Raw genomic sequence first — 23,446 nt, 5'->3', positions numbered from 1 at the left:
GAAGCTAAGCCTCTCAGCGCCGATGGTACTGCAAGGGGGACCTTGTGGGAGAGTAGGACGCCGCCGGACTTAACGTAGGCAACACCAGGGAACCCCTGACCAGCATTGGTCAGGGGTTTTCTGCGTTCACGGGTCTGCCGAGCAGGGCGTGACGGTAGCATTGGCGGGTCATGACTGCGCCATTCACCACTGCTTCCGGGTCCGAGATCCGCGTCCGTTTCTGCCCGAGCCCGACGGGGACCCCGCACGTGGGGCTCATCCGCACGGCGCTCTTCAACTGGGCGTACGCACGCCACACCGGCGGCAAGCTCGTGTTCCGCATCGAGGACACCGACGCCGCGCGGGACAGCGAAGAGTCCTACGCGCAGATCCTCGACGGCCTGCGCTGGCTCCGGCTGGACTGGGACGAGGGCGTCGACGCTGGCGGGGAGCACGGACCGTACCGGCAGTCGGAGCGTACGGCGATCTACGACGACGTCATCGCGAAGCTCAAGGCGTCCGGGCACGTCTACGAGTCCTTCGTCACCCCCGAGGAGATGGAGGCGCGCAACAAGGCTGCCGGCCGCGATCCGAAGCAGGGCTACGACAACCACGAGCGGGACCTGTCCGACGACGAGCGCCAAGCGTTCCGCGACCAGGGCCGCGAGCCGGCGCTGCGACTCCGGGTCCCGGACCGTGACCTGAGCTTCGACGACCTCGTCCGTGGCGAGATCACCTTCAAGCAGGGGACGTTCCCGGACTTCGTGGTCGTCCGGCCGAACGGCAAGCCGCTGTACACGTTCACGAACCCGGTGGACGACGCCCTGATGGGCATCACGCACGTCCTCCGCGGCGAGGACCTGCTGTCGTCGACCCCGCGGCAGATCGCCCTGTACGAGGCGCTGTACGAGATCGGGCTCGCATCGGCGATCCCGGTGTTCGGTCACCTGCCGTACGTCATGGGCGAGGGCAACAAGAAGCTCTCGAAGCGCGACCCCGAGGCGAACCTGTTCCACCACCGCGACGCCGGCATGATCCCCGAGGGGCTGGTCAACTACCTGGCGCTGCTCGGCTGGTCGATCGGTGCCGACCGCGACGTCTTCTCGATCGACGAGATGGTGGCGGCGTTCGACGTCACCGACGTCAACCCCAACCCGGCGCGCTTCGACCACAAGAAGGCCGAGGCGATCAACGGCGACCACATCCGGCTGCTCGACGCGTCGGACTTCCGCTCCCGACTCCTGCCGTACCTGACCGACCTCGTGGCCGACCCGCCGACCGCGGAGCAGACCGAGGTCCTGACGAAGGCTGCGCCGCTCGTCCAGGAGCGCATGCAGCTGCTCGGTGAGGCCCCGGCGATGCTCGGGTTCCTGTTCACCGCCGACGCCGACCTGGTGGTCGAGGACGACGCACTGGCATCGCTCAAGGGCGACACCGGCGCCGTGCTCACGGCCGGCATCTCGGCGCTCGAGCAGCTCGAGGACTGGCGCACCGAGGCGATCGAGGGTGCCCTCCGCACGGCGCTCATCGACGACCTCGGGTTGAAGCCCCGGGTCGCCTTCGGTCCGCTGCGCGTGGGGGTCTCCGGGCGCCGGATCAGCCCGCCGCTCTTCGAGTCGATGGAGATCCTCGGCAAGGAGTCCACCCTGACGCGGCTCCGCGCCCTCGCGGCCCGCTGAACGCCGAACGATGAGCACCGCGGGAAGCGCTGCAGGACCCACGGCCGTGCCGAGCACCCCGGTCGTCCACGACGTCGCGGTCATCGGCGCCGGACCGGCCGGCCTGAGCGCTGCGCTCAACCTGGTGCGGGCGAAGCGCACGGTGCTCCTCGTCGACGCCAACCGGCCACGCAACGCCGCGACCCTGCGGTCGCACGGCTTCCTGACGCGTGACGGGATCTCCCCGCTCGAGCTCCGGAAGCTCGGTCGCGCCGAGGTCGAGCAGTACCCCGAGGCGACGATCGTGCAGGCCGTGGTCGACCTGGTGGCCCCCGACGCCGACGGCTGGCGGCTGCACGGGACCTGGCGTGGTGCCGAGGTGGACGCGCGGGCGCGGACCGTCGTCGTCGCCACGGGGCTGCGCGAGGAGTTCCCGGCACTGCCGATGCTCCGTGCGTTCTACGGCACCGCGGTGCACAGCTGCGTCGAGTGCGACGCGTACGAGAAGGCGGGGGAGCCCCTCGCGTTCATCTGCGAGACCGACGACGTCGTGGACCGGGCACTGCTCATCGCGGCCTGGGCCGACGACCTCATCGTGTACACGAACGGTGTCGCCCCGCTCGACGACGCGGGGCGAGCCCGGCTGGCACGTGCCGGTGTCGTGGTCGACGAACGGGTGATCGAGGACCTCGAGGGCGACCGGACCGGCATGACCGGGGTCCGGTTGGTCGACGGCCACTTGGAGCCGCGGACGGGCGGCTTCGTCCGACCGACGTGGCACGCCGACCTCGACTGGCTGCGCACCGACACGCCCGGCGCGCCGACGGCCCCGAAGCGCGATGCCCACGGACTCCTCGTCGTCGACCGGGTCGGCCGGACCACGGTTCCCGGGCTGTACGCCGTGGGGGACGTGACCCCTCCCGGGCCGGAGCAGCTCATCGTCGCCGCCGGGCACGGTGCCACGACGGCAGCGGCGGTGCACCGAGACCTCGTGGGTGGTCTCGTGGACCTCCGGGATGCTGTACAGTAGTTGATCGTGCCCCGGACAACGGGGACAGAAGGCCAGCAGGCCTTTTGGGGTATGGTGTAATTGGCAACACAGCGGTTTCTGGTACCGTCGTTCTTGGTTCGAGTCCAGGTACCCCAGCACTCGAAGAACAGCCCCCGGGATCCCCGGGGGCTGTTCTCGTCTCCGGACTCGTGTGCCTCCATCGCCTCCATCGGAGATCCACAGGCTCCGGACTGCGCATCCCGAGGTTGCGCGGAACCGCACGATGCTCCGCGCCCACCCGGGCCGCCCCCGGCCCTGGACCGTCCCCGTCCGGGGGTCGAGCACGCTGGCGGAGGTGCGCTGGGCCTCCCGGTCGGGTTGCGTGACCCCGCACCCCGCGCGACACGGCTCGTGGGCCGTACCGCGTCGGACGTACCGTCGCAGGACCGGCGCGGGACCCGCGGCGGCCCGCCGACGAGCATCCGAGGTGTCATCGTGACCTCCGCCGACCCGCTGACGACGACCGAGCACTGGACCCACCGAGCCGCGATCCCGCTGGCCGACGACCACTCCGTACTGGACCGCTGGGACCGTGTGGTCGCGCTCCACGGTGACGCCGCTGCGCTCGCCGGGGACGGCCGCCCCTACACGTTCACCGAGGCGGACCAGGCGGCGCGCGACCTCGCGTCGGTGCTCGGGGCCGAGCTCCGACCCGACGACCACAGTGGGGCCGGCGTCGGCGCGGTGGCCGGTGGCGCGTCGAAGCCGGTCGGGGTGATGGCCGGCCAGACCACCGAGGCCGTCGTCGCGATCCTGGCGCTCGTCCGGGCGGGGCGCACCGTGGTGGTGCTCGACGAGCACCTGCCAGCCGTCCGCCTCGGGCACGTGGCACAGCTCGCCGGGGTCGACGAGATCGTGGCGGACGCCGCGCGCGCCGACCTGGCGGCGACCGTCGTCGCCGACCGTGACGGCCGGGTGCACGCACTCGACGAGCTGATCGAACGACGCGGCGAGACCGCGGGCGGCGAGACAGCCGGCGGCGAGCCCGCGGGCAGCGAAACGGGGACGGACACAGCGGCCGACCCGCCCGGCACCACAGCGGCCGACGCGCCCGGCACCCGCCCGGGCGGCCACGACGCGTTCGCGATCGTGTTCACCTCCGGCTCGACGGGCATGCCGAAGGGTGTCGTCCTGACGCACCGGCAGCAGCTCGCGAACGCCGAGCAGGACGCCGTCGCCCTCGGCACCGGACCCGGCGACCGCCTCGGCGTGGTCCTGCCGCTGTCGTTCGCCGCCGGTCTGCTGTTCTCGTTCGACACCCTGCTGAGCGGCGGCAGCGTCGTGCTCCTCGAACCCCGCGAGCTCGGGGTCGAACGCCTGCTCGCACGGTTCGCCGACGGGGGCGTGAACGTCCTCGTCTGCACCCCGCACCTGCTGCGCTCGATCGTCGGCTCGCAGACGGCACCCGGGGCGCAGGCGTCCGGGGCGGGTCCCGCGCTCGGCGGCCTCCGCTTCCTGATGACCACCGGCGAGGCGGTGACCGGTGCCGACATCGCCGCTGCTCGACCGCACCTCGACCCGACGACCCTGCTGCTGAACGCCTTCGGGTCGAGCGAGACCGGCTGCGTGGCGTACTGCCCCGTGGAGCCCGGTGCCCCGGTGCCCGAGGGCGTGGTGCCCGCTGGGTGGCCGCTGCCCGGCAAGCAGGTGCTCGTGCTGCGCGAGGACGGCAGCCCCGCCGACCCGGGGGCGACCGGCGAACTCGTCATCGTCTCCCAGGGCCTGACCGCCGGGTACTGGGGTGCCCCGGAGAAGACCGCCGAACGTGCCGGACGCACCGACGACGGCACGCCGACGTGGCGGCAGGGCGACCTAGCCCGGATCGAGTCGGACGGCCGGCTCGTGCTGCTCGGACGCTCCGACGACGCCGTGAAGGTCCGTGGGTACCTCGTGGAACCGAGCGAGGTCGAGGCGGCGCTCCGCGCGATCCCCGAGGTGCACGACGCCGTCGTCACCGCGCAGGTCGACCCGCCCGCCGTCACCCGCCTGGTCGCGTACGTCGTCGGCCGTCCGGGCCAGCGCACGCCCGCGCCCGCGGCCCTGCGCCTGGCCCTGCGGGACCGCCTGCCGGAGTACATGGTGCCGGCGTCGATCGTGCCGATGGTAGAGCTGCCGCGGAACGAGCGCGGCAAGGTCGACCGGGCCGAGCTGCCGGGTGCGCCGAGCATCGAGACCGAGATGGTCGAGGGCGAGTACGACCAGTGGGAGCTCGTGGTCGGGCAGATCTGGGCCGAGGTGCTGGGCCTTCGAGGCGTCCACCTCGACGAGGACTTCTCGGCCCTCGGCGGCGATTCGTTGTCGGCGGAGGAGATGCTCGCGCTCGTGCAGACCCGTCTCGGCATCGACCTGCGCTCGTCGGACGTCCTGCAGCACCCGACGCTCCGGGCGTTCGCCCGACGGGTGCGGAGCGGCACGACGGCGCTGCCGAGCCACCCCGACGTCGTCAAGGTGTCCGGTGCACGCGAGTCCGGCCGTCCGCCGGTGTTCTGCTTCGCCGGCGGTGGCGCGCTCGCCCTGACGTTCCTGCCGTTGTCCCGCTACCTGCCCGAGCACGACGTGTACGCGTTCCAGCAGCACGGCCTCGAGCGTCGGGGCATGCCGGACTGGAGCATCCAGGCCAGTGCCCGCCGGTACGTCGCCCTGATGCGCATCGTGCAGCCGCGGGGACCGTACCTGCTGGTCGGTCACTCGCTCGGCGGGCTGATCGCGCTCGAGATCGCCCGGCTGCTCACCGAGAGCGGCGAGCAGGTCGAGCACGTCGCGCTGCTGGACACCTACCTGCCGCGGACCGGGGCCGAGGGGGTCCGGAAGCACTTCGGACGGCTCGAGCCCCGGGAACACCGCAACCCCGCAGTCCGTGCCGTCGGTCAGCGTTTCGCCGGTGCCGTCCGGCGGGTCATGCCGTCCGGCATGTCGTGGGGCGAGCACGTCGCGAAGCGCGCGCGGGCCTACAGCGCTGGTGTGCTGCGGCACGGCGGGCAGAAGGACTTCGACGCCTTCTTCGACCAGGCCGAGCTCGTCACCCGGCGGCACCACCCGACGCCGTTCCACGGACGGGCGACGTACGTGCTCGCCGATGCGAACCCGGACGCGACCGGCTGGTCCGCGCTGCTGCGCGGGCGGACCGAGACCGTGCGGATCGCGGCCGAGCACAGCTCGCTGCTGCGGGAACCGCACGTGGCCGACCTCGCGACGGCGCTGCGTGCGGCGTTCGCGACGGAGGGCGCGGCCCGGGACTGAGCCGGGTGACGGACGGGAGGCGCGGGGCCAGCTGGCACCGCGCCTCCCGTCCGCCTGTCGGTGCGTCCACGGCACGTGGCCGGCGCGCGGTGTTGCGGGTTTCCGTATCCGCAGCCGAGTGTCCGCAATGGACCGCACCGCGCATTGACCGCCTGCCAGCCCGCGACGATGGTTGGACACGCGGGGGAGAGTACCCACTCACCTGCGAAGCCGGCGGCGTCGTACCCGCGTCCCGCTGCTCGACCGACGACGGTCACCGTCGTCGATGCGTCATCCGAGGACGCGCCGCTCGTCACACGAGCCACAACCCGACAGCAACCCTGACCCGACAGGACCGCGCCCATGCCCGCACGTACCGTTCGCCCTGCAGACCCGAGGGTCTCCGTCGTCATCCCGGCGCGGAACGAGGCCCGAAACCTCGAGATCATCCTGCCGAAGCTCCCGCCGGTGTACGAGGTGATCCTGGTCGACGGCAACTCCGTCGACGACACCATCGCCACCGCGCAGCGCGTGATGCCCGACATCCGCGTCGTGCACCAGACCCGCAAGGGCAAGGGCAACGCCCTCGCCTGCGGGTTCGAGGCTGTCACCGGCGACGTCGTCGTCATGTTCGACGCCGACTGCTCCGCCGACCCGGACGAGATCCCGCGCTTCGTGCAGGCGCTCGTCGAGGGCGCCGACGTCGCGAAGGGCACCCGCTACTCGCTCGGCGGCGGCAGCGACGACATCACGATCGTCCGCAACCTGGGCAACCGTGGCCTGAACATGCTCTGCAACATCATCCTCGGCACCCGCTACAGCGACCTCTGCTACGGCTACAACGCCTTCTGGGCGGACGTCCTGCCGGAGATCGGCCTGCTGTCCTCCGAGCTGCCGAAGCCGTCCGACGGCTCGATGCTGTGGGGCGACGGGTTCGAGATAGAGACCGTGCTCACCTGCCGCTGGTCGGCCGCCGAGCTCGCGATCACCGAGGTCCCCAGCCACGAGAAGCTCCGCGTGCACGGCTCGAGCAACCTGAACGCCGTGACCGACGGCATCCGCGTGCTGAAGTCGATCATGCACGAGCGTCGTCGCGCAGCGATCGGCCGCTCCGAGGTCCGTCGTGCCGCGATGAGCGTCGTGCCGCCGGCCGAGCAGCTGGCCGCCACACCGCACGCCGCCCCCGCCGCAGCGCACGGCTCGGTCCACGCGGCCGGGCACGCCCCGCTCGGCGCGCACGCCCCGCACGGCGCCCCCGTCGCCGCCGTGGCCAGCCTCGAGGAGGAAGTCGCGTGACGACCGTCGCGGTCGTCATCTGCGCCTACACCCAGCAGCGCTGGGGCGACCTGCAGGACAGCGTCGAGTCCGCCAAGCGCCAGCCCGAGGCCCCCGAGGTCGTCGTCGTGATCGACCACGAACCCGAGCTCCTCGTCCGCGCCGCGGCGCGCTGGCCCGAGCTCCGCGTCGTCCCGAACACCGAGGACCGCGGCCTGTCCGGCGCCCGCAACACGGGCGTCGCCCTCACCGACGCCGACGTCGTCGCGTTCCTGGACGACGACGCGACCGCCGACCCGGACTGGCTCGGCCACATGCTCACCGCCCTCGAGGACCCGGACGTCGTCGGCGTCGGCGGCCGGGCCACACCGTCCTGGCCCACCGCGACCGGTGCCGGCCCGTACGCGGACGAACTCCTCTGGATCGTCGGCTGCTCCTACCGTGGCCTGCCCGAGACCCCCGGCGACGTGCGCAACGTCATCGGCTCGAGCATGGCGTTCCGCCGTGACGCGATCATGCTCGCCGGCGGCTTCCGCTCCGGCATCGGCCGCGTCGGCAACCAGCCGCTCGGCTGCGAGGAGACCGAACTCTGCATCCGCATCGCCCAGGCCCGTCCGGGTGCGCGCATCCGCCACGAACCGCGCTCGAACGTCTCGCACCGGGTCTCCCCGGACCGCGTGACGATGCGCTACCTGCGCCGTCGCAGCTACTACGAGGGCATCTCGAAGGCCGTCCTGAGCCGTCGCGTCGGCACGGGTGACTCGCTCGCCAGCGAGTCGACGTACCTGACGAAGGTCATCCCCGGAGCGGTGCTGCGCGAACTGCGCCACATCGGTCGCGGCGGTGCCCTGCGTGCCTTCGCGATCGTGCTCTCCGTCGCGTCGACCGTCACGGGCTACGCCGTCGGTCGTGTCCTCGGCGGCGTCGTCGTCCGCACCCCGGCGGCCGCCCCCGTCCCCCAGCCGGTGGGGACGCGGTGACCCGCGCGACCCTGGCGATGGTCATCTCGCCGATCGTGACCGGGCCGCTGTCCCCGACGTGGGACGGCGCCCTGTGGGTCGGCGAGGTCGACCGCGCCGACGTGCACGCGTCCAGCCACCGTGACGTGGTCGCACTCGAGGGCGCCGCGGGCTACCGGCGCGCCCGACTGCTCGTCCGCGACCACGGCGAGCCGCTCGGCTTCGTCGAGGCGGACATCACCGAGCGTCGCCGCATCGGCGGGACGATCGACGTCCGCACCCTCCAGCGCGCGATCCGGCCGATGCCGGTGCCCGAGCGTCGGCCGGCAGCAGGTCTGGTGCTGCCGTCCGTCACCGTGGTGCTCTGCACGGACGGGGCCGCCGGCACCACCATGCGGTCGGTGCTCGCCAACGAGTACCCCGACTTCGACGTCGTCGTCGTCTCGCACGGCGCCGACGACAGCGGCACCGCGACGGTCGAGATCGGCGGTCGGCGCGTCACCACGATCGCCGCGCCGGCCGGTGGCCTCGCCGCCGCCCGCAACGCCGGACTCCTCGCCGCGAGCGGCGAGGTCGTCGCCTTCGTCGCCGAGGGCGCCGTCGTGGACGGTGACTGGGTCGCCGCGTTGGCCGCCGCCTTCGCCGCGGACCCCGACGTCGCCTGCGTCACCGGGCTCGTCCCCAGCGCCGAACTGCGCACCCCCGCGCAGCGCTGGCACGACGACCGCACCGCGGCCGGCCGCACCGTCCGCCGTCGGGTGTTCCGCCTCGACGACACCGACGACGCGCCCCCGCACCACCCCTTCGCCGCCGCTGCCTACGGCACCGGTGACAACCTCGCCGTGCACCGCGCGACCGCGCTCCGGATCGGCGGCTTCGACACCGCCTTCGGACCGGGCACCCGCGTCGGTGCCGGCGACGACCTCGACCTCTTCACACGACTGCTGTTCGCCGGATCCGCGATCGCCGTCGAACCGGCCGCCATCGCGTGGCAGCGATCGGCGGACGACGTCGCGTCGCTCCGCACCGCTGCAGCCGCGCACGGCCACGGACTCGGAGCCTGGATGACCAAGAACGCCATCGACCGCGAGTCGCTCACCGCATCGGTGGACGCAGCGCCCGAGGCGCTCAGCGCCTTCGCACGACTCGGCCTCGAGCAGGGCGACCGTGCGACGGACATCGCCGGCGACCAGCCCGGTGACGCGGGTCGCGTTCCCGACGCGGTCGACGCCGAGTTCGCCGCCACCCAGCGGCGGCTGCGCGGGGTCGAGCAGCGCTCGGTCCTGACGGCGCCGTTCCTGGCGCTCGTCGAACGCTTGCGTGGCGGCGGCACGATCGACCGGAACGCCCGTGGTCGCCACGAGCTCCGGCACGGCCTGGCCTCGGCCGGTCCCGCCCGCCCGCTCGCGGTGGACGCGATGAGCCCGATCGCACGACTCACCGCAGCGGCGATCGTCGTCCTGACGCTCCTCGTCGCCGGGGTCGCCGCGATCGCCGGACTCCCGATGCTGCGGGGGAGCGCGATCGGCGTGTACCTGTTCGCGCTGCTCGGCGTCGCACCCCTCCTGCTCGTCCGCCCGATGCCGCTGGCACGCTTCAGCGTCTTCGCGGTCACGGCGTCGCTCGTCGGCACGATCGGCATCGGCTACACGATGGCGACGTTCCAGCTCTGGAACCCGACGGTGCCGTTCGTCGGGGTCGTCGTGCTCACCGCCGTCGCCCTCGCGATCGCCGTGCCGCGTGACGTCGCCGAACTGCAGCGCGCCCGCCTCGAGCCGGCCGCCGAGGGCGCCACGGCCCGTCGCTGGACCACCACCGACACCGTCACCGCCGGCTCGGTCGTCGGGCTGCTCGTCATCGTCGTCGCCGCGCTCACGCACATCGGCGACCCGGTGCCGGACGGGCTGTTCGGGTCACTCGGCCCGGGCCTGGTCATCGGACTGGCGCTCGTCGTCGCCGCTGCCGTCGTCGCCCTGGTGCGCGGTCGCGGACTCGCGATCCCGGTCGTCGTGCTCGGCGGGTCGATCCAGCTCGCCCAGGCCATCACCTACGGCATGCCCACCGTGATGGCGGCCGCCCGCCACATCGGCGTGCTCGAGTACATCCGGCGCTGGGGCTCGACGAACCCGGCCGCCGACATCTTCCAGACGTGGTCCGGCCTGTTCGCCGGCGGCGCCTGGGTCGCGGACGTCGGCGGGATCGACAACGCGATGACCATCGCCGCGTGGGTCCCCGTCCTGCTGGCCTTCAGCACGACGATCGCCGTCGGGGTCCTGGCCGCCAACTGGCTGCCGGGCAACCGTCGCCCCTGGATCGCCGCGTTCCTGACCGCGATGACCGGCTCGCTCAACACGACGTACTTCTCGCCGCAGTCGGTGGGCATCCTGATGTCCCTGGTGATCCTCGTGCTGGCCGTCGGCCCGCTGCGACGCACCGCGGTGACCGCCGCGGACGGCGTCCGCACGACGATCCTGCGGGCCCGCCGCGTCGGCCTGTCGCGGATCATCGCCATCACGCTGATCGGCATCGTGCTGGTCGTCACCCACCAGATCTCGCCGTACCTGACGGTCGCCGCACTCGTGACGCTCATCGTGTTCCGACTGCTCCGCCCCTGGTGGCTCCCCGTCGTGGTGCTCGTCCCCGCCGTCGGCTTCGCCCTGCTGAACGACGACATCCTCGGCAAGTTCCTGTCCCTGGGGGCCGTCGGCAAGGTGCTCGACAACGTGCAGCCGCCGTCGCACGACATGACTGTCCTGCCGAAGCCGCTCGTCACACGGCTCGCGTTCGACATCCCCGCGGCAGCCCTCGTGGTCCTCGGCCTCGTCGCCGTGATCACCGTGCTGATGCGTCGCGACCGCGTGCACTGGGGACTGCTGGCCACGGCGGCGAGCCCGATCTCGCTGCTCGTCGCGACGAACTACGGCCAGGAGGGCATCTTCCGCGTCGTGCTGTTCGCCACACCGTGGATCGCGATCCTGGCGGCGGGGCTCCCGATGCCCAGCGGCCGGCTGGCTCCCGTCGGTCGACTCGTCACCCGTGCGGTGCGGCCCACGGCGGTCAAGGTCGTCGTCGCTGCGGCCGCGGTCGCCGCGATGGTCGGGATCGGCGCGTTCGGCCAGACCGCCCTCGACTGGAACCGCGTCCCGACGCGCAGCCAGTCTGCGGCGACGCAGTTCTACGACGCGAACGCGCCGAAGGGCTCGATGATGCTGCTGACCGGTTCGGCGAACGCCGTCCCGAGCAACACCGGTGCACGCTACTTCGACGTCGGGGCGCTGTCCCGTGAGGTCCTCGGGGCGTACCCGGAGCCGGAGGGCTACGACGCCGACGCCGACGTGTCCACGATGACCCGCCAGCTCGTCCTGGACTGGCCGGCGACGAAGTACTACGCACTGGTCGCCGAGCCCTTCGGCGCCTACGACGAGCGGTACGGCTACCAGACCGACGCCGACTACCAGGAGCTCGCGGCCGCCATGGCCGACTCGCCCTACTGGAAGCGCGTCTTCGGCTCCGGCACCACCGCCGTCTACGAACTGACCCCGGCAGGACTCGCACATGCCACGAACTGAACACCGCACGACCCGGGCACCCCGGCGGACGTGGCGCACGCGCGCCGCGTCCGCCGCGGCGGTCCTGGGGGTCCTGGCGGTCGTCGCCGTCATCGCCGGACCCGGCGGCGCGATGTCGGCCGACGCACGAGGCCGGAGGACACCGCCGCCGAGCACACCGACCAGCACGCCGACGCCGACGCCCACGCCGAGCAGCACACCGACGGGTGGCACTGCGGCCGCGAACGCCGACTGCAGCGCTGGCCGGGTCCTCACGATGGTGGCGCACGCCGACGACGACCTGCTGTTCTCCGGCACCGAGCTCCGCGCCGACATCGACGCCGGCAAGTGTGTCCGCTCGGTCATCGTGACCGCCGGTGACGCCGGCAAGCCCGCCTGGTACTGGCAGGCCCGCGAGAACGGGCTGATGGCGTCGTACGCGTCGATCGCCGGCGTCTCGTCGAACTGGACCGCCGGCCAGCTCCCGGTCGCCGGCCACACGCTCCGCACGGCGACCCTGGCGACGGCCCCGCGGCTCAGCCTGGTGTTCCTCGAGCTGCCGGACGGCAACATCGACGGCTCCGGCTTCGCGGCCACGGGCGGCGAGAGCCTGGAGAAGCTCTACGAGGGCCAGATCTCCACGATCCACACCGTCACCGGGGCAGCCCAACCGACCTCCTTCTCGCTGACCGACCTGCGCGCGACGTTCTCCGGGCTCGTCACCGGGTACGCGCCGACCGAGATCCACACGCTCGACCACGGCGGCACGTACGGCGACGGCGACCACAGCGACCACCACACCGTCGCGTACCTCGCCGACCAGGCGCAGTCCGCCTACACGGCGACACACACGTTCACGGGCTACCTCGGGTACCCGATCGCGGACCGCCCGTCGAACCTGAGTTCCGCGCAGACGGCCGCGAAGGCCGCCGCCTTCTTCGCGTACGCCGCGTACGACGGTGAGACCTGCGGGTCCACCTCCGCCTGCGCGTCGCGCCCGGAGGGCTCCTGGCTGAGCCGGCAGTACGCCGTCGGCTCGTCGGCCCAGCCCCCGACGGACCCGCCGACCTCGCAGGGCACCGACGTCACCGCCAGCGCGACCGTCGCCGCGAGCGCCGAGAACCCGGCCGACGGTCAGACCGCCGTGAAGGCCGTCGACGGCGTCGTGAGCGGCTACCCGGACGCCCCGACGGCCGAGTGGGCGGCGCCCGGTGGCCGCGCGGGCACGTGGATCCAGCTGAACTGGTCCGCCGGCACGACCCTGCACGAGATCGACCTCGCGGACCGGCCGAACAGCGACGACCAGGTGACCGGCGGCACGCTGACGTTCTCCGACGGCACCAGTGTCGCCGTCCCGTCGCTCGACAACGGGGGAGCCGTGCAGCGCGTCGCGTTCAGCGTCCGCCAGGTCACCTGGGTGCGGTTCACGGTCGGTTCCGTGAGCAGCACCACCCGGAACGTCGGCCTCGCCGAGATCCGGGCGTTCCGGCCGGCGGACAACACGCCGACCCCGACGCCCACGCCGACGCCGACACCCACGCCGACCCCGACGCCGACCCCGACGCCGACGCCGACACCGACACTGGCGGACGTCACCGGGTCGGCCACCCCGACCGCCGCGTGGGACGACCAGTCCACCGGGCAGACCGTCGCGAAGGCCGTCGACGGCGTCGTGTCGGGTTACCCCGACAACCCGACGGCCGAGTGGGTCGCCCCGTGGGGCCGGACCGGGGTGTGGATCCAGCTGGACTGGGCCGCCTCGCAGCACCTCGGCCGGATCGTCCTGCACGACCGCCCGAACAGCTCGGACCAGGTCACCAGCGGCACCCTGACGTTCTCGGACGGCAGCCAGGTCGCGGTGGGCACCCTGCCGAACGGCGGCGACGCGCTGACGGTCGACTTCACCCCGCGTGACGTCACCTGGGTGCGGTTCACGGTCACGGGCGTCTCGAACAGCACCGGCAACGTGGGACTCTCCGAGATCCGCACGTGGACGACCGGGTGACCGACGAGCAGGGTGACGGCCAGGAGGCCCGCCCCACCTGGTCGGAACACGTCGCCGACGACGCGGCATCGGCCCACGGCGCCCCACCGGCACACGGTCGCGGCCTCCCCCGGCACCGGCCGCCGCGGCGCCCCGGCACCCGCCGGACCGCGTTCGCGGCCGGCGCCCTGCTCGTGGCTGCCGGCATCGTCGCCGGCACCACGACCGCGACCACGACGGCGAACGGTGACGACGTGACCCTCGACGACCCGAGCGGCGTCTCGATGCCGAGCTCCGAGCCCGAGGGGTGGACCCGGGTGTTCGGCGAGGACTTCGCCGACGCCGCCACGAACCGGACCTTCGAGTCCCGGTACTCGGACCGGTTCGTCGCGTACCACGGGTTCGCCGACACCGCGGGGACGGGGCGCTACCAGGCGTCGACCCTGTCGACGCACGACGGCGTGCTCGACGTGCGGCTGCGCACCACGCGCGCCGGGGTGCCGCTGGCGGGCGGCGTCGTGCCGCTCGTCGACGGCGAGTGGGGCGGGCAGACCGCCGGCCGGTACAGCATCCGGATGCGCAGCGACGAGGTCGACGGCTACGGCGTCGCCGTGCTGCTGTGGAGCGACGAGAACCTGTGGTCGGACGGTGAGATCGACTTCCCCGAGGGAGCGCTCGGCGCGCCCGCGTGGCTCAACGTGCACTGCCTGGCCGACCCCGCCGAGAAGTGCATCCACCAGCAGACCGAGGCGTCGCTCAAGGACTGGCACACCTACACGATCGAGTGGACCGCCGACCGGATGTCGTTCCTGGTCGACGACGAGGTCGTCGGCACCACGACGGAGAACATCCCGACCGCCCGGATGCACCTGGTCGTGCAGGCCGGGTCGAACGACGGGAACCCCCCGGCGGACGCAGCGGGCTCGCTGCTGATCGACTGGATGACGATCGACGTTCCGGCGGACGGTACCGCGCCGAGCGCGTCGCTGCCGGACGACACCGCGACGACGGTCCCGAACGACTGAGCGGTGCCGACGTCGTCGTCGGCACCGCTCGGTCGTCGTCGTTCGACGGTGTTCGTCTTCAGTGCTTCGCGTGCGCCTCGAGCGCCCGGAGCAGCGCCGCGACGTGCCGCTCCCGGCCGTACCGGTCCCGCGCCCAGGCGCGGCACCGGTCCGCCAGACCGGGTTCCGTCTCGGCCGCGTGCAGCGCCTCGAGGACCTTGTCGGCCAGCGCGGCGGTCTCGGTGGGGTCGACGGTGAAGCGCGTCCACTCGCCGCTGAGGATCTCGGCGGTGCCGCCCGACGCCGCCGCGACGACGGGGCGTCCGGTGGACATCGCCTCGACGACCACGCGGCCGAACCCCTCGGGCTCGATGGAGGGAGCCACCACGACGTCGGCGGCGTGCAGCAGTGGGACGACGTCGTCGCGCTCGGGCACCACGACCACGGAGCCCTCGGGCAACGCGGCGATCGCGCGGTGCACGGCGGGGGCGTCCTGCGGGTACAGCGCACCCGCCAGGACGAGCACCGGAGCCGGGGCGGGCGGTGTGCCGGGCCCCACGAGGACGCGGGCCGACGCGTGGACGCGACCCCACGCCTCCAGGAGGGCCAGGACGCCCTTCGACCGCGTGAGCCGTCCGTAGTAGAGCACCACGGGGCGGTCCTGGTCGAGGCCGAGCGCAGCGCGTGCTCGGCGCGTGCTCGCCGGCGTGGCCGCGGGGAACGCCGCGGTGTCGACGCCGTTCGGGACCACGTCGACGCGGTCCGGCGGCGCACCGACGGCGGTCCAGGCACGTGCCATCGCCGCCGAGACCGCCAGGTACCGGGTCCGGCCGCCGGCGAACGGGCCGAGCCGACGGTAGTTCGGGGCGTGGTGCAGGTGCACGGCCAGGGGGACGCCGGACACGAAGGACACGACGCGGCCCCACGGCAGGAACTCCGGACGGTTCAGCCACAGGACGTCCGGGCGCGACCGGCGGAGGCGCAGGCCCTCACGGACGAAGCGGAACACGTCCGTCGGGGCGGTCCGGATGCCGAAGCGGTAGTCGCGGGCGTGCCGCAGTCGGACACCGAGCCGGTCGAACACCGCGCGGCCCTCGTCCGGGTCGCCGTCCGGGCCGGCGCGGTGCCACACCTCGACCTCGTGGCCGGCGGCGACGAGCTCGCCGACGTCCTCGACGACGCAGCGTTCGACACCGCCGGTGATGGCGAGTCCGTTGGTGGCGACGACGACACGCAGCGGACGGGGGGTGGGACGGGTCATGCGGATCCTCCGCGAGCGAGTTTCAGGCGGCGGAAGAACCAGGGCAGGCACGCGGCGACGCCGACGATGCGCACGATGTTCCAGGCGAGGTCCTGCGGGGGCAGGAGCGAGGCCGCGGCGACGACGATCGCGATCCCGATCGCGAGCAGCACCCGGCGTCGGGGGCCGCGCCACTCACGGCGGTCCGGCAGGGAGGCCTGCTGCAGTGCGGCGAGGATGCCGTAGGCGATGACCGTGGCGATGCCCGCGCCGACGATGCCGGTCAGGGGCACCAGCACCAGGTTCGCCGCGATGTTCACGACACCGGCGACGGCACCGATGACGCCGACCGTCACCCCGCGGCGCTCGACCAGCAGGAGCCGACCGGTCGCACCGCTCGCGACCACCGGGAACGCGGTCAGGGCGACCACGAAGACGACGACGGTGAGGGACTCGACCCGGTACGACGCCGGGGCCAGGATCGGCAGCGCCACCGGCGACACGAGCGTCACGGCGACGAGCACGGGGGCGAGCAGCATGTAGAGCTCGTCCCGCGCGTGCATGGCGAGCCTGCGGCGGGCCACGGCGTCGCGGAGGGCGGCGAAGTGCGGCGCCCAGGCCTGGTTCGTGAAGGTCAGCAGCAGGATGACCGCGGAGCCGACGACGTAGGCGATCTGGTAGCGGGCCACCTCGTCGGCACCGAGCAGGCGCTGCACGACGAGTCGGTCACCGGCGTTCAGGACGAAGTACGACAGGCTGCCGAGCGCGATCGGGACACCGAGCTTGAACGCCCGGATCGTGGTGCGGTGGTCGAAGAGCCCGCGGAACCGCGGCTTCGTGGCGATGATGCCGATGACCATCGCGGCACCCTGCGCCACGACCCCGCCCCACGCGTACGTGGTCGCGTCGGCGTGCACGGCGGCGAGGAGCCCGAGACCGATGATCGACCCGCCGACGGACGACAGCAGGCTCGTCACGGCGAACACGCGGATGCGGTCCTGGGCGACGAGCAGTGCGAGGGACAGCTGCACGATCGCGGCGGGCCCGGTCCAGAGCACGGCGACCAGCAGCAGGGGGTGCTGGTCGACGAAGCCCGCGGCGTCGCCCCAGAGCGGGATCGACACCAGGGCGAACGCGGTGACGGTGACCGCGGTGACCATGCCGACGAACATCAGGCCGCGGGCACGCCGGTCGTCGCCGTCCTCGGCGCGCTGCAGCACCGACGCCTGGTCGATGCCGCAGACGGCCACGACCACCAGGGCCTGGTACAGCGCGATCGCCGAGGCCAGCACGCCGAACTCGGCCGGTGGCATCAGGTGCGCGAGCACGGGGGAGATCAGCGAGCTCACGACGAGCTGCATCGACCAGACGACCACGTAGAGCAGGCCGCGGCCGAACAGGACGGACGAGCCGCGTGCGACGGCGATCGAGTCCGTGTCGGTGGACAGCGCGCCCGGGGCTGCGGGCTGCACGGACACCTCGAGCTCGTCGTCGTCGGGCTGTGCCGCCAGCGCAGCCGCCTCGGCCGCACGCGCCTCGCGTCGGGTCTGGGGGACGGTCACTGTGCCACCACCACCGGCTGGTCGTCGGCGGACGTGCGGAGCCCGAAGGTCGCGTCGACCACGTCGAGCAGGTCAGTGCTCCGGGACGTCGAGAACTTCCGGGCGAACACGTACGGGGTCGACTGGTCAGCCGCCGTGCGACGCTCCAGCACCCGGCCGGCGTCCTCGATCCCGAGCCACGGCGGGCTCTTCTGCTTCGTGCCGTCCCACCCGATCCACCAGAGCGGTTGCGCCGCGTGGGCGTCCGCGAAGTCCGGGGTGAACGCCGGGGTCAGCAGGACCGACGGCACGAAGGTCTCGTCGCCGATCCACACCCGCTCCCAGAACGCCACCAGGTCGGGGCGCCCGTCGAACACGTCGACGACCCCCTGCGCGTGGTGCCGGGCCAGGACCTTGAGCTGCGAGCCGCCGCCGAACACGACGTCGCGCGGGACCCGACGGGGGACCGGCAGGCGCAGCATGTGCTTCCGCCACGCCCAGTGCCGGAACCGCACGCGCGACCGACCGCCGTCGCGACCCCATGCGGGGTGGGGGAGCGGCTTCGCCTCGACGAACGACCGCCCGGGGTTCGCGGTCAGGAGCGCCGAGATCTCGTCGGCGTCGGCCAGCGGGTAGTCGCTGCCGGTCAGCAGCGCCACGTGCGTGGCGTCGGTCTGCGCCAGGGCGGCACGGTAGCCGGCGACCTCGGCCGCGACGTTCTCCCACTTCGCCCATCCGGTGCGCATCCGCGGCAGCACGTGCACCCGTTCGGGCAGGCCGGCGGTCATCGCCTCGAAGACGTCGTCGTCGGTGCTCGCGTCGCAGTGCAGGAACACCGGGAACGGGTCGAGCGCCGCCACGAGCCGACGGACGTGCGTCGGGTCCTCGTGGGCGAGGACGATGCACGCGAGTGGCGTGGGAGTGATGGCCATGTCCGCGACGCTAAGCGGGCCCGGCAGCACCGACAAGGGAGGCCGGGACCACCTGCGGGGGAACGGCGGTTTCCCGCAGGCGCCCCCCGATCGAGGGGGAACGCGTCAGCGAGCGCGGCGGAACTTCGGGCAGTCGCAGAGCGCGCAGTCCGTGCCCGGACGGTAGTGCTCGTGTGCCGCCTGGGCGTGCCCGCACGTGCCGCACGCGGCGTCGTCGGCATCGAGGTGCACCACGACGAGGTCGGACGCGTCGGGGTCCGGAACCAGGTGCAACGTCGGGCGCGGACGCCTGGTCAGGCCGAGCCGGTCCATCGTTCGGGCCAGCGGCATGCGTCCTCCTCGTGTCCGGCGGGGACCGGGGTCGCACCGGCGGGTCGACCGGCGTCTCCCGCGAGTCTAGTGGCGGCAAACCGCAGCCTCTCCGCATCCTCCGAGCATCGCGGTTGACCCCCTGTCGACGCGCGCGGAGCATTGCCACGTCCACCCGACCAGACCGGCCCGACGGGACGAACATGACCGACCACACCACGACCGCGGAACGAGCACTCACGCTCGACCCCGCGATGCCCTCGCCCGACGCCCCCACCTGGGTCGGCGCTGCCTGGGTCGGCGCCGTCGACCGGTCCGCGGCGCTCGCCGCCGACACCGTGCACCTCGCCGGCGCCGGCGGCTTCCGCCGCGCCCGCCTCATGGTGCGCGACGGCCGCGACGTCGCGGGGTTCGTCGACGTGCGCGTCGACGGCCGCGGGGCGGTGGACCCGGCCGAGCTGGGACCGGCCCTGCGTCGGTTGCCGGCACCGGGCCTCCCGGTCGACGCCCCCGCGGACGGCGCACGCGTCTCCGTCGTCATCGGCACTCGCGAGCGCCCCGTCGCGCTCGCGCGCGCCGTGCGCTCCGTCCTCGAGTCCGCGTACGACGACTTCGAGCTGTTCGTCGTCGACAACGCCCCCGTCACCAGCGGCACCCGCGACGTCGTGGCCGCCGTCGACGACCCGCGCGTCCACTACGTCCGCGAGGCACGTGCCGGCGTCTCGCGGGCCCGCAACGCCGGACTCGCACTGGCAACCGGTGGCATCGTCGCGTTCATCGACGACGACGTCGTCGTCGACCGCCACTGGATGGCCGCCATCGCCGCCGCCTACGAGCGCGACGCCGACGTCTGGTGCGTCACCGGACTCGTCCCCAGCGGCGAGCTCCGCACCCCCACGCAGCGCTTCTTCGACGAGCGGGTGACCTGGGCGCGGAACCTCGAGCGCCGGGTGTACCGCACGTCCGCCCCGCCCGTCGACGAGCCCCTGTTCCCCTTCACCGTCGGCGCGTTCGGCACCGGCGCGAACATGTCCGTCCGCCGCGACGCCGTCCGGCAGCTCGGTGGCTTCGACGTCGCCCTCGGCCCCGGCACCCGTGCCCGAGCCGGTGAGGACCCCGACCTGTTCACCCGCGTCCTGCTCGCCGGTGGGGCGCTCGCCGTGGAACCCTCGGCCGTCGTCTGGCACGAGCACCGCAAGGACCGTGCCGCGTTGCGCTCGCAGGCGATCGGCTACGGCACCGGGCTCGGCGCCTGGGTGACGAAGCTCGTGCTGCGGCCCTCCACGGCGTTCGCGGTGCTGCGGCGTGCGGCCGGCGCGCTCCGGCGGCTCGGCGCGCTCGGGCAGGGTGCCGACGAGCGGCCCGTCGACGCGAGCGGCGGCTGGCCCGTCGACGCCGAGTTCACCGAGGCGACGCGCGGGCTCAAGCGCGCCGAGCTGACGGCCGCGCTGGGCGGGCCGTGGCGGTACCTGGCCGGGCGGCTGACCGCGCGCTGACGGGGTGGGGCGGTGGTCCGCCGGCTCTGTCACTCGTTGCATGCGCAACGGTTGCGGGCGCGTGGGGGCGACAGCCTCGACGTCGTACGACAACGCGGGTGTCGCTCGTTGCATGCGCAACGGTTGCGTGCGCGTGGGGGCGACATCCTCGCCGTCGTACGACAACGCGAGTGTCGTACCGCGTCGTGCGGACGCGGCAACGAACGGACGGGAGGCCCGTGGCGACACTGCCACGGGCCTCCCGTCCGTCATGCTGCGCGACTACGGCCGGAAGCGGCCGGCCTCGACGTCGCGCCAGCGGCGTCGGCTGCGGAACCAGGCGGCCGGGCCGGCGGGGAACCCGCGCAGCTCGTGGTACGCCAGGGTCTTCGGGATGCGCGTGGTCGAGGCGTCGTTGGTGACCTCGGTCGCGGCGTCCCGGCGTCCGGCCAGGCGGGAGAGCATCTGCTTCGACTTGACCTTCGCGGCGAGCGGCATCAGGCGGGCGAGGACGGCGACGTGCCGCTTGTCCTTCGCGGCGAGCGCGAACATCAGCGCGGTGAAGCCGACGCCGTTGCCGTGCAGCTGCTTGTGCAGGTCCTCGATGGTCTGGCGGTGCCGGTGGTGCACGACCGCGCGGGGCTCGAAGCCGATCTTCCCACCGCGCCACAGCGTCTCGATGAACATCGCCAGGTCCTCGCCGCCACGGGCCGGGGAGCCGGCGCCGAGGGTGTGGTCGAAGCCGCCGACGGCCTCGATCAGGGTGCGACGGTAGGCCATGTTCGCGCCGGCGCCGTACGCGCCGATGCCGTAGACGGCGAAGTGCTTGAGGACCTCGCCGGACGGGGTGACCGCCGAGACGCGGGCGTGCCGCATGGTGCCCTGGACGTCGTCCGGGACGATCGTCACGGGCGAGAAGGTGCGCTCGGCGCTGAAGCCGCCGTAGTACGCCTCGTACCAGATCTGCGCGGGGGTGGTGAGCTCGCTCGGCAGGATCACGCCGGTGACGGCGTCCAGGCCGGGCTCGCTGACGAACCGGGACCCGATGGCGCGCAGCCACTGCGGGTCGACGCGGACGTCGTCGTCGGTGAAGGCGATGACGTCGCCGGTCGCGGCGGCGACACCAGCGTTCCGCCCGGCGGACAGACCGGGCCGGCGTTCCTCGACCAAGCGGACGTTCCGCCCGGCGAGCATCGCGGGCAGCGCGTCGCCGGCGGGGACGCGGACGCGGTTGTCGACGAGGATGACCTCGTGCCGCGGGTAGTCGAGGTGCTCGAGGACGTCGAGCAGCTTGCCGAGGTCCTCGACGCGGTCGACGACGGTGGACACGACGACCGAGATGGTCGGCAGGTCGTCGTCGGACACGGCGGGGACGTCGGCCAGGACGGTCTCCTGCAGCGCCTCGAGGGCGCGGGCAGCGTCGGCGGGGTCGTCGGTGAGCAGCACGTCGAGGGTGCCGGTGGGGTGGCCGCCGCGGTAGCCGATCACCATGGCGGACTCGCCGGTCTCGTCTGCGACGAGACGGGGGAGCGGGGCGTCGAGGTCGACGCCGATGACACGGCGCGGTGCGGGCACGGTGTCGGCGGTGTGGAGGGTGGCCATGTCGTGGACGCTACGTGGGGCCGTGGGTGCGGACAACGGCGCAGGACCCCAGTGGCGGTGTTCATGCGGAGTTCCGCAGTGGCGCGCAGGGGTCCCTCGAACGAGGGTGAGCGCTCACCCAGGAAGTCTCCGGGACTTCCAAGGTCACGCTCAGGTCACGGAACCGATGCAACCGGTTGCGGAACCCCTGCGGCGGGCGTAGCTTCCTCCACCAGCAGGCAGCGGCGCCTGCTCCAGGGCAGTGTCGTCGAACCCGATCGATGCCCCCTGGTGATCTCAATGAGGAGACAACGCTGTGAAGACAACACGCTCCAGGGTGCGGTTCGCATCCGTTGCCGGGGTCGCCGTCATCGGCCTCGTGCTCACCGGCTGCTCGAGCGGGAGCTCCGGCGCCGGCTCGGACGACGCCAAGAGCGGCCAGGACAGCCGCGGGCCCATCACCTACGTGCAGGGCAAGGACAACTCGAACGTCGTCCGCCCGCTGATCGCGAAGTGGAACAAGGCCCACTCCGACGAGAAGGTCACCTTCAAGGAGCAGTCCGACCAGGCCGACCAGCAGCACGACGACCTCGTGCAGCACTTCCAGGCCAAGGACGCGAACTACGACGTCGTCGACGTCGACGTCGTCTGGACCGCCGAGTTCGCCGCGAAGAGCTGGCTGACGCCGCTGACCGGTGACATGAAGATCGACACCTCGAAGCTGCTGCCCGCCACGGTGAAGACCGCGACGTACAACGACACCCTCTACGCCGCCCCGCAGACCTCGGACGGCGCACTGCTCTACTACCGCAAGGACCTCGTCAAGACGCCTCCGACCACGTGGAAGGAGATGATGGCCGACTGCCAGATCGCGAAGGACAAGGGCATCGGCTGCTATGCCGGGCAGTTCGCGAAGTACGAGGGCCTGACGGTGAACGCCTCCGAAGCGATCAACGGCTCCGGTGGTTCGGTGCTCAGCAAGAGCGGCGACCCGGACGTCGACACCTCGGACGCCAAGGCCGGCCTGCAGAACCTGGTCGACGCGTTCAAGGACGGGAACATCCCGGCCGAGGCGATCACGTACCAGGAGGAGCAGGGCCGCACCGCGTTCGAAGCCGGCAAGCTGCTGTTCCTGCGCAACTGGCCGTACGTCTACAACCTGGCGAAGACCGACGGTTCGAGCAAGGTCAAGGACACGTTCGGCATCGCCCCCATCCCGGGTGCGGACGGCACCGGCGCCTCGACGCTCGGCGGCCACAACGCCGCGATCAGCGTGTACTCGAAGCACAAGGCGACGGCGCACGACTTCCTCGAGTTCCTCATCTCGAACGACACGCAGAAGTTCTTCGCGACGCAGGGGTCGCTCGCCCCGGTCGTCGGTGACCTCTACACCGACTCCGAGCTGACGGCGAAGCTGCCGTACCTGCCGACGCTGCTCAAGTCGATCGAATCGGCGGAGCCGCGGCCGGTCACGCCGTTCTACCCGGCGGTGACGAAGGCGATCCAGGACAACACCTACGCGGCGCTCAAGGGATCGAAGTCGGTCGACGAAGCCATGAAGGACATGCAGGACGCCCTCAAGTCGGCGACCAGCAGCTAGCGACACGCGGCGCACGCCGCATCGGACTGGAGGCACGGTGCCATCCCGGCACGTGCCTCCAGTCCGCCCCTACTTGCGTTCCGACACCCCC

General features: G+C 72.8%; 15 protein-coding genes and 1 tRNA gene. 11 read left to right on the top strand and 5 right to left on the bottom strand.

The annotated features are described in order from the left end of the window. The first annotated feature begins 170 nt into the window (after nucleotides 1-170). From gltX to ITJ60_RS11490, 9 genes are all read left to right on the top strand, one after another. Nucleotides 171-1,658 carry a glutamate--tRNA ligase gene (gene gltX, locus ITJ60_RS11530; RefSeq protein ID WP_194647981.1) on the top strand — a complete coding sequence of 496 codons (1,488 nt, stop codon included), beginning with the start codon at nucleotides 171-173 and terminating at the stop codon, nucleotides 1,656-1,658. 10 nt (nucleotides 1,659-1,668) lie between these two features. Beyond that, nucleotides 1,669-2,667 (top strand): NAD(P)/FAD-dependent oxidoreductase, encoded by a 999-nt coding sequence (locus ITJ60_RS11525; RefSeq protein ID WP_194647980.1) that lies wholly within the window; start codon nucleotides 1,669-1,671, stop codon nucleotides 2,665-2,667. A 45-nt stretch (nucleotides 2,668-2,712) separates the two neighbouring features. Further along, nucleotides 2,713-2,784: transfer RNA gene (locus tag ITJ60_RS11520), tRNA-Gln, on the top strand. Between the two features lie 339 nt (nucleotides 2,785-3,123). Beyond that, on the top strand, nucleotides 3,124-5,928 hold the full coding sequence (locus ITJ60_RS11515; protein ID WP_194647979.1) for an alpha/beta fold hydrolase: 2,805 nt from the start codon (nucleotides 3,124-3,126) through the stop codon (nucleotides 5,926-5,928). A gap of 342 nt (nucleotides 5,929-6,270) precedes the next feature. Continuing rightward, nucleotides 6,271-7,203 carry a glycosyltransferase family 2 protein gene (locus ITJ60_RS11510; protein ID WP_194647978.1) on the top strand — a complete coding sequence of 311 codons (933 nt, stop codon included), beginning with the start codon at nucleotides 6,271-6,273 and terminating at the stop codon, nucleotides 7,201-7,203. Then, on the top strand, nucleotides 7,200-8,162 hold the full coding sequence (locus tag ITJ60_RS11505; RefSeq protein ID WP_185040774.1) for a glycosyltransferase family 2 protein: 963 nt from the start codon (nucleotides 7,200-7,202) through the stop codon (nucleotides 8,160-8,162). Before ITJ60_RS11510 ends, ITJ60_RS11505 begins: the two co-directional genes overlap by 4 nt. Beyond that, a complete protein-coding gene (locus ITJ60_RS11500) occupies nucleotides 8,159-11,710 on the top strand; it encodes a glycosyltransferase (RefSeq protein WP_194647977.1) in 3,552 nt (1,183 codons plus the stop codon). The genes ITJ60_RS11505 and ITJ60_RS11500 overlap by 4 nt, the downstream gene beginning before the upstream one ends. Further along, entirely contained in the window at nucleotides 11,697-13,694 is a 1,998-nt protein-coding gene (locus ITJ60_RS11495; protein WP_194647976.1) for a PIG-L family deacetylase, read from the top strand. The genes ITJ60_RS11500 and ITJ60_RS11495 overlap by 14 nt, the downstream gene beginning before the upstream one ends. Continuing rightward, nucleotides 13,691-14,698 (top strand): glycoside hydrolase family 16 protein, encoded by a 1,008-nt coding sequence (locus ITJ60_RS11490; protein ID WP_194647975.1) that lies wholly within the window; start codon nucleotides 13,691-13,693, stop codon nucleotides 14,696-14,698. The genes ITJ60_RS11495 and ITJ60_RS11490 overlap by 4 nt, the downstream gene beginning before the upstream one ends. Before the next feature lie 58 nt (nucleotides 14,699-14,756). On the opposite strand, the gene ITJ60_RS11485 is transcribed toward ITJ60_RS11490, so the two are convergent. The 4 genes from ITJ60_RS11485 to ITJ60_RS11470 all read right to left on the bottom strand — a co-directional run bounded on the left by ITJ60_RS11485 (nucleotide 14,757) and on the right by ITJ60_RS11470 (nucleotide 18,720). Next, nucleotides 14,757-15,938 (bottom strand): glycosyltransferase family 4 protein, encoded by a 1,182-nt coding sequence (locus ITJ60_RS11485; protein WP_194647974.1) that lies wholly within the window; start codon nucleotides 15,936-15,938, stop codon nucleotides 14,757-14,759. Next, nucleotides 15,935-17,479 (bottom strand): lipopolysaccharide biosynthesis protein, encoded by a 1,545-nt coding sequence (locus ITJ60_RS11480; protein ID WP_194647973.1) that lies wholly within the window; start codon nucleotides 17,477-17,479, stop codon nucleotides 15,935-15,937. The genes ITJ60_RS11485 and ITJ60_RS11480 overlap by 4 nt, the downstream gene beginning before the upstream one ends. Further along, complete coding sequence (locus tag ITJ60_RS11475; protein WP_194647972.1) at nucleotides 17,476-18,390, bottom strand: beta-1,6-N-acetylglucosaminyltransferase; 915 nt, start codon at nucleotides 18,388-18,390, stop codon at nucleotides 17,476-17,478. Before ITJ60_RS11475 ends, ITJ60_RS11480 begins: the two co-directional genes overlap by 4 nt. Nucleotides 18,391-18,495: 105 nt before the next feature. Then, nucleotides 18,496-18,720 (bottom strand): hypothetical protein, encoded by a 225-nt coding sequence (locus ITJ60_RS11470; RefSeq protein ID WP_159572594.1) that lies wholly within the window; start codon nucleotides 18,718-18,720, stop codon nucleotides 18,496-18,498. A 182-nt stretch (nucleotides 18,721-18,902) separates the two neighbouring features. Between ITJ60_RS11470 and ITJ60_RS11465 the strand changes: the two genes are divergently transcribed. Beyond that, nucleotides 18,903-20,195: a glycosyltransferase family 2 protein gene (locus ITJ60_RS11465; protein WP_194647971.1), complete on the top strand. Its 1,293-nt coding sequence runs from the start codon at nucleotides 18,903-18,905 to the stop codon at nucleotides 20,193-20,195. Between the two features lie 261 nt (nucleotides 20,196-20,456). Here the strand turns inward: ITJ60_RS11465 and ITJ60_RS11460 are convergent, their stop codons facing one another. After that, on the bottom strand, nucleotides 20,457-21,776 hold the full coding sequence (locus ITJ60_RS11460) for a glycosyltransferase (RefSeq protein ID WP_123339858.1): 1,320 nt from the start codon (nucleotides 21,774-21,776) through the stop codon (nucleotides 20,457-20,459). Between the two features lie 295 nt (nucleotides 21,777-22,071). On the opposite strand from ITJ60_RS11460, the gene ITJ60_RS11455 reads away from it, so the two are divergent. After that, the gene (locus ITJ60_RS11455) at nucleotides 22,072-23,355 is read left to right on the top strand and encodes an ABC transporter substrate-binding protein (protein ID WP_194647970.1); all 1,284 of its coding nucleotides are present in this window, start codon (nucleotides 22,072-22,074) and stop codon (nucleotides 23,353-23,355) included. Nucleotides 23,356-23,446: the final 91 nt, after the last annotated feature.

Source organism: Curtobacterium sp. VKM Ac-2884 (genome assembly GCF_015350945.1).
In the GTDB taxonomy this organism is placed as follows: Bacteria; Actinomycetota; Actinomycetes; order Actinomycetales; family Microbacteriaceae; genus Curtobacterium.
This window is presented reverse-complemented; position numbering and strand designations above follow the sequence as displayed.

Excerpts from the sequence above, each read along its gene's own strand:
- gltX (WP_194647981.1), top strand. The coding sequence starts at position 171 with ATGACTGCGCCATTCACCACTGCTTCCGGGTCCGAGATCCGCGTCCGT.
- ITJ60_RS11525 (WP_194647980.1), top strand. The coding sequence starts at position 1,669 with ATGAGCACCGCGGGAAGCGCTGCAGGACCCACGGCCGTGCCGAGCACC.
- ITJ60_RS11510 (WP_194647978.1), top strand. The coding sequence starts at position 6,271 with ATGCCCGCACGTACCGTTCGCCCTGCAGACCCGAGGGTCTCCGTCGTC.
- ITJ60_RS11495 (WP_194647976.1), top strand. The coding sequence starts at position 11,697 with ATGCCACGAACTGAACACCGCACGACCCGGGCACCCCGGCGGACGTGG.
- ITJ60_RS11485 (WP_194647974.1), bottom strand. The coding sequence starts at position 15,938 with ATGACCCGTCCCACCCCCCGTCCGCTGCGTGTCGTCGTCGCCACCAAC.
- ITJ60_RS11475 (WP_194647972.1), bottom strand. The coding sequence starts at position 18,390 with ATGGCCATCACTCCCACGCCACTCGCGTGCATCGTCCTCGCCCACGAG.
- ITJ60_RS11470 (WP_159572594.1), bottom strand. The coding sequence starts at position 18,720 with ATGCCGCTGGCCCGAACGATGGACCGGCTCGGCCTGACCAGGCGTCCG.
- ITJ60_RS11465 (WP_194647971.1), top strand. The coding sequence starts at position 18,903 with ATGACCGACCACACCACGACCGCGGAACGAGCACTCACGCTCGACCCC.
- ITJ60_RS11460 (WP_123339858.1), bottom strand. The coding sequence starts at position 21,776 with ATGGCCACCCTCCACACCGCCGACACCGTGCCCGCACCGCGCCGTGTC.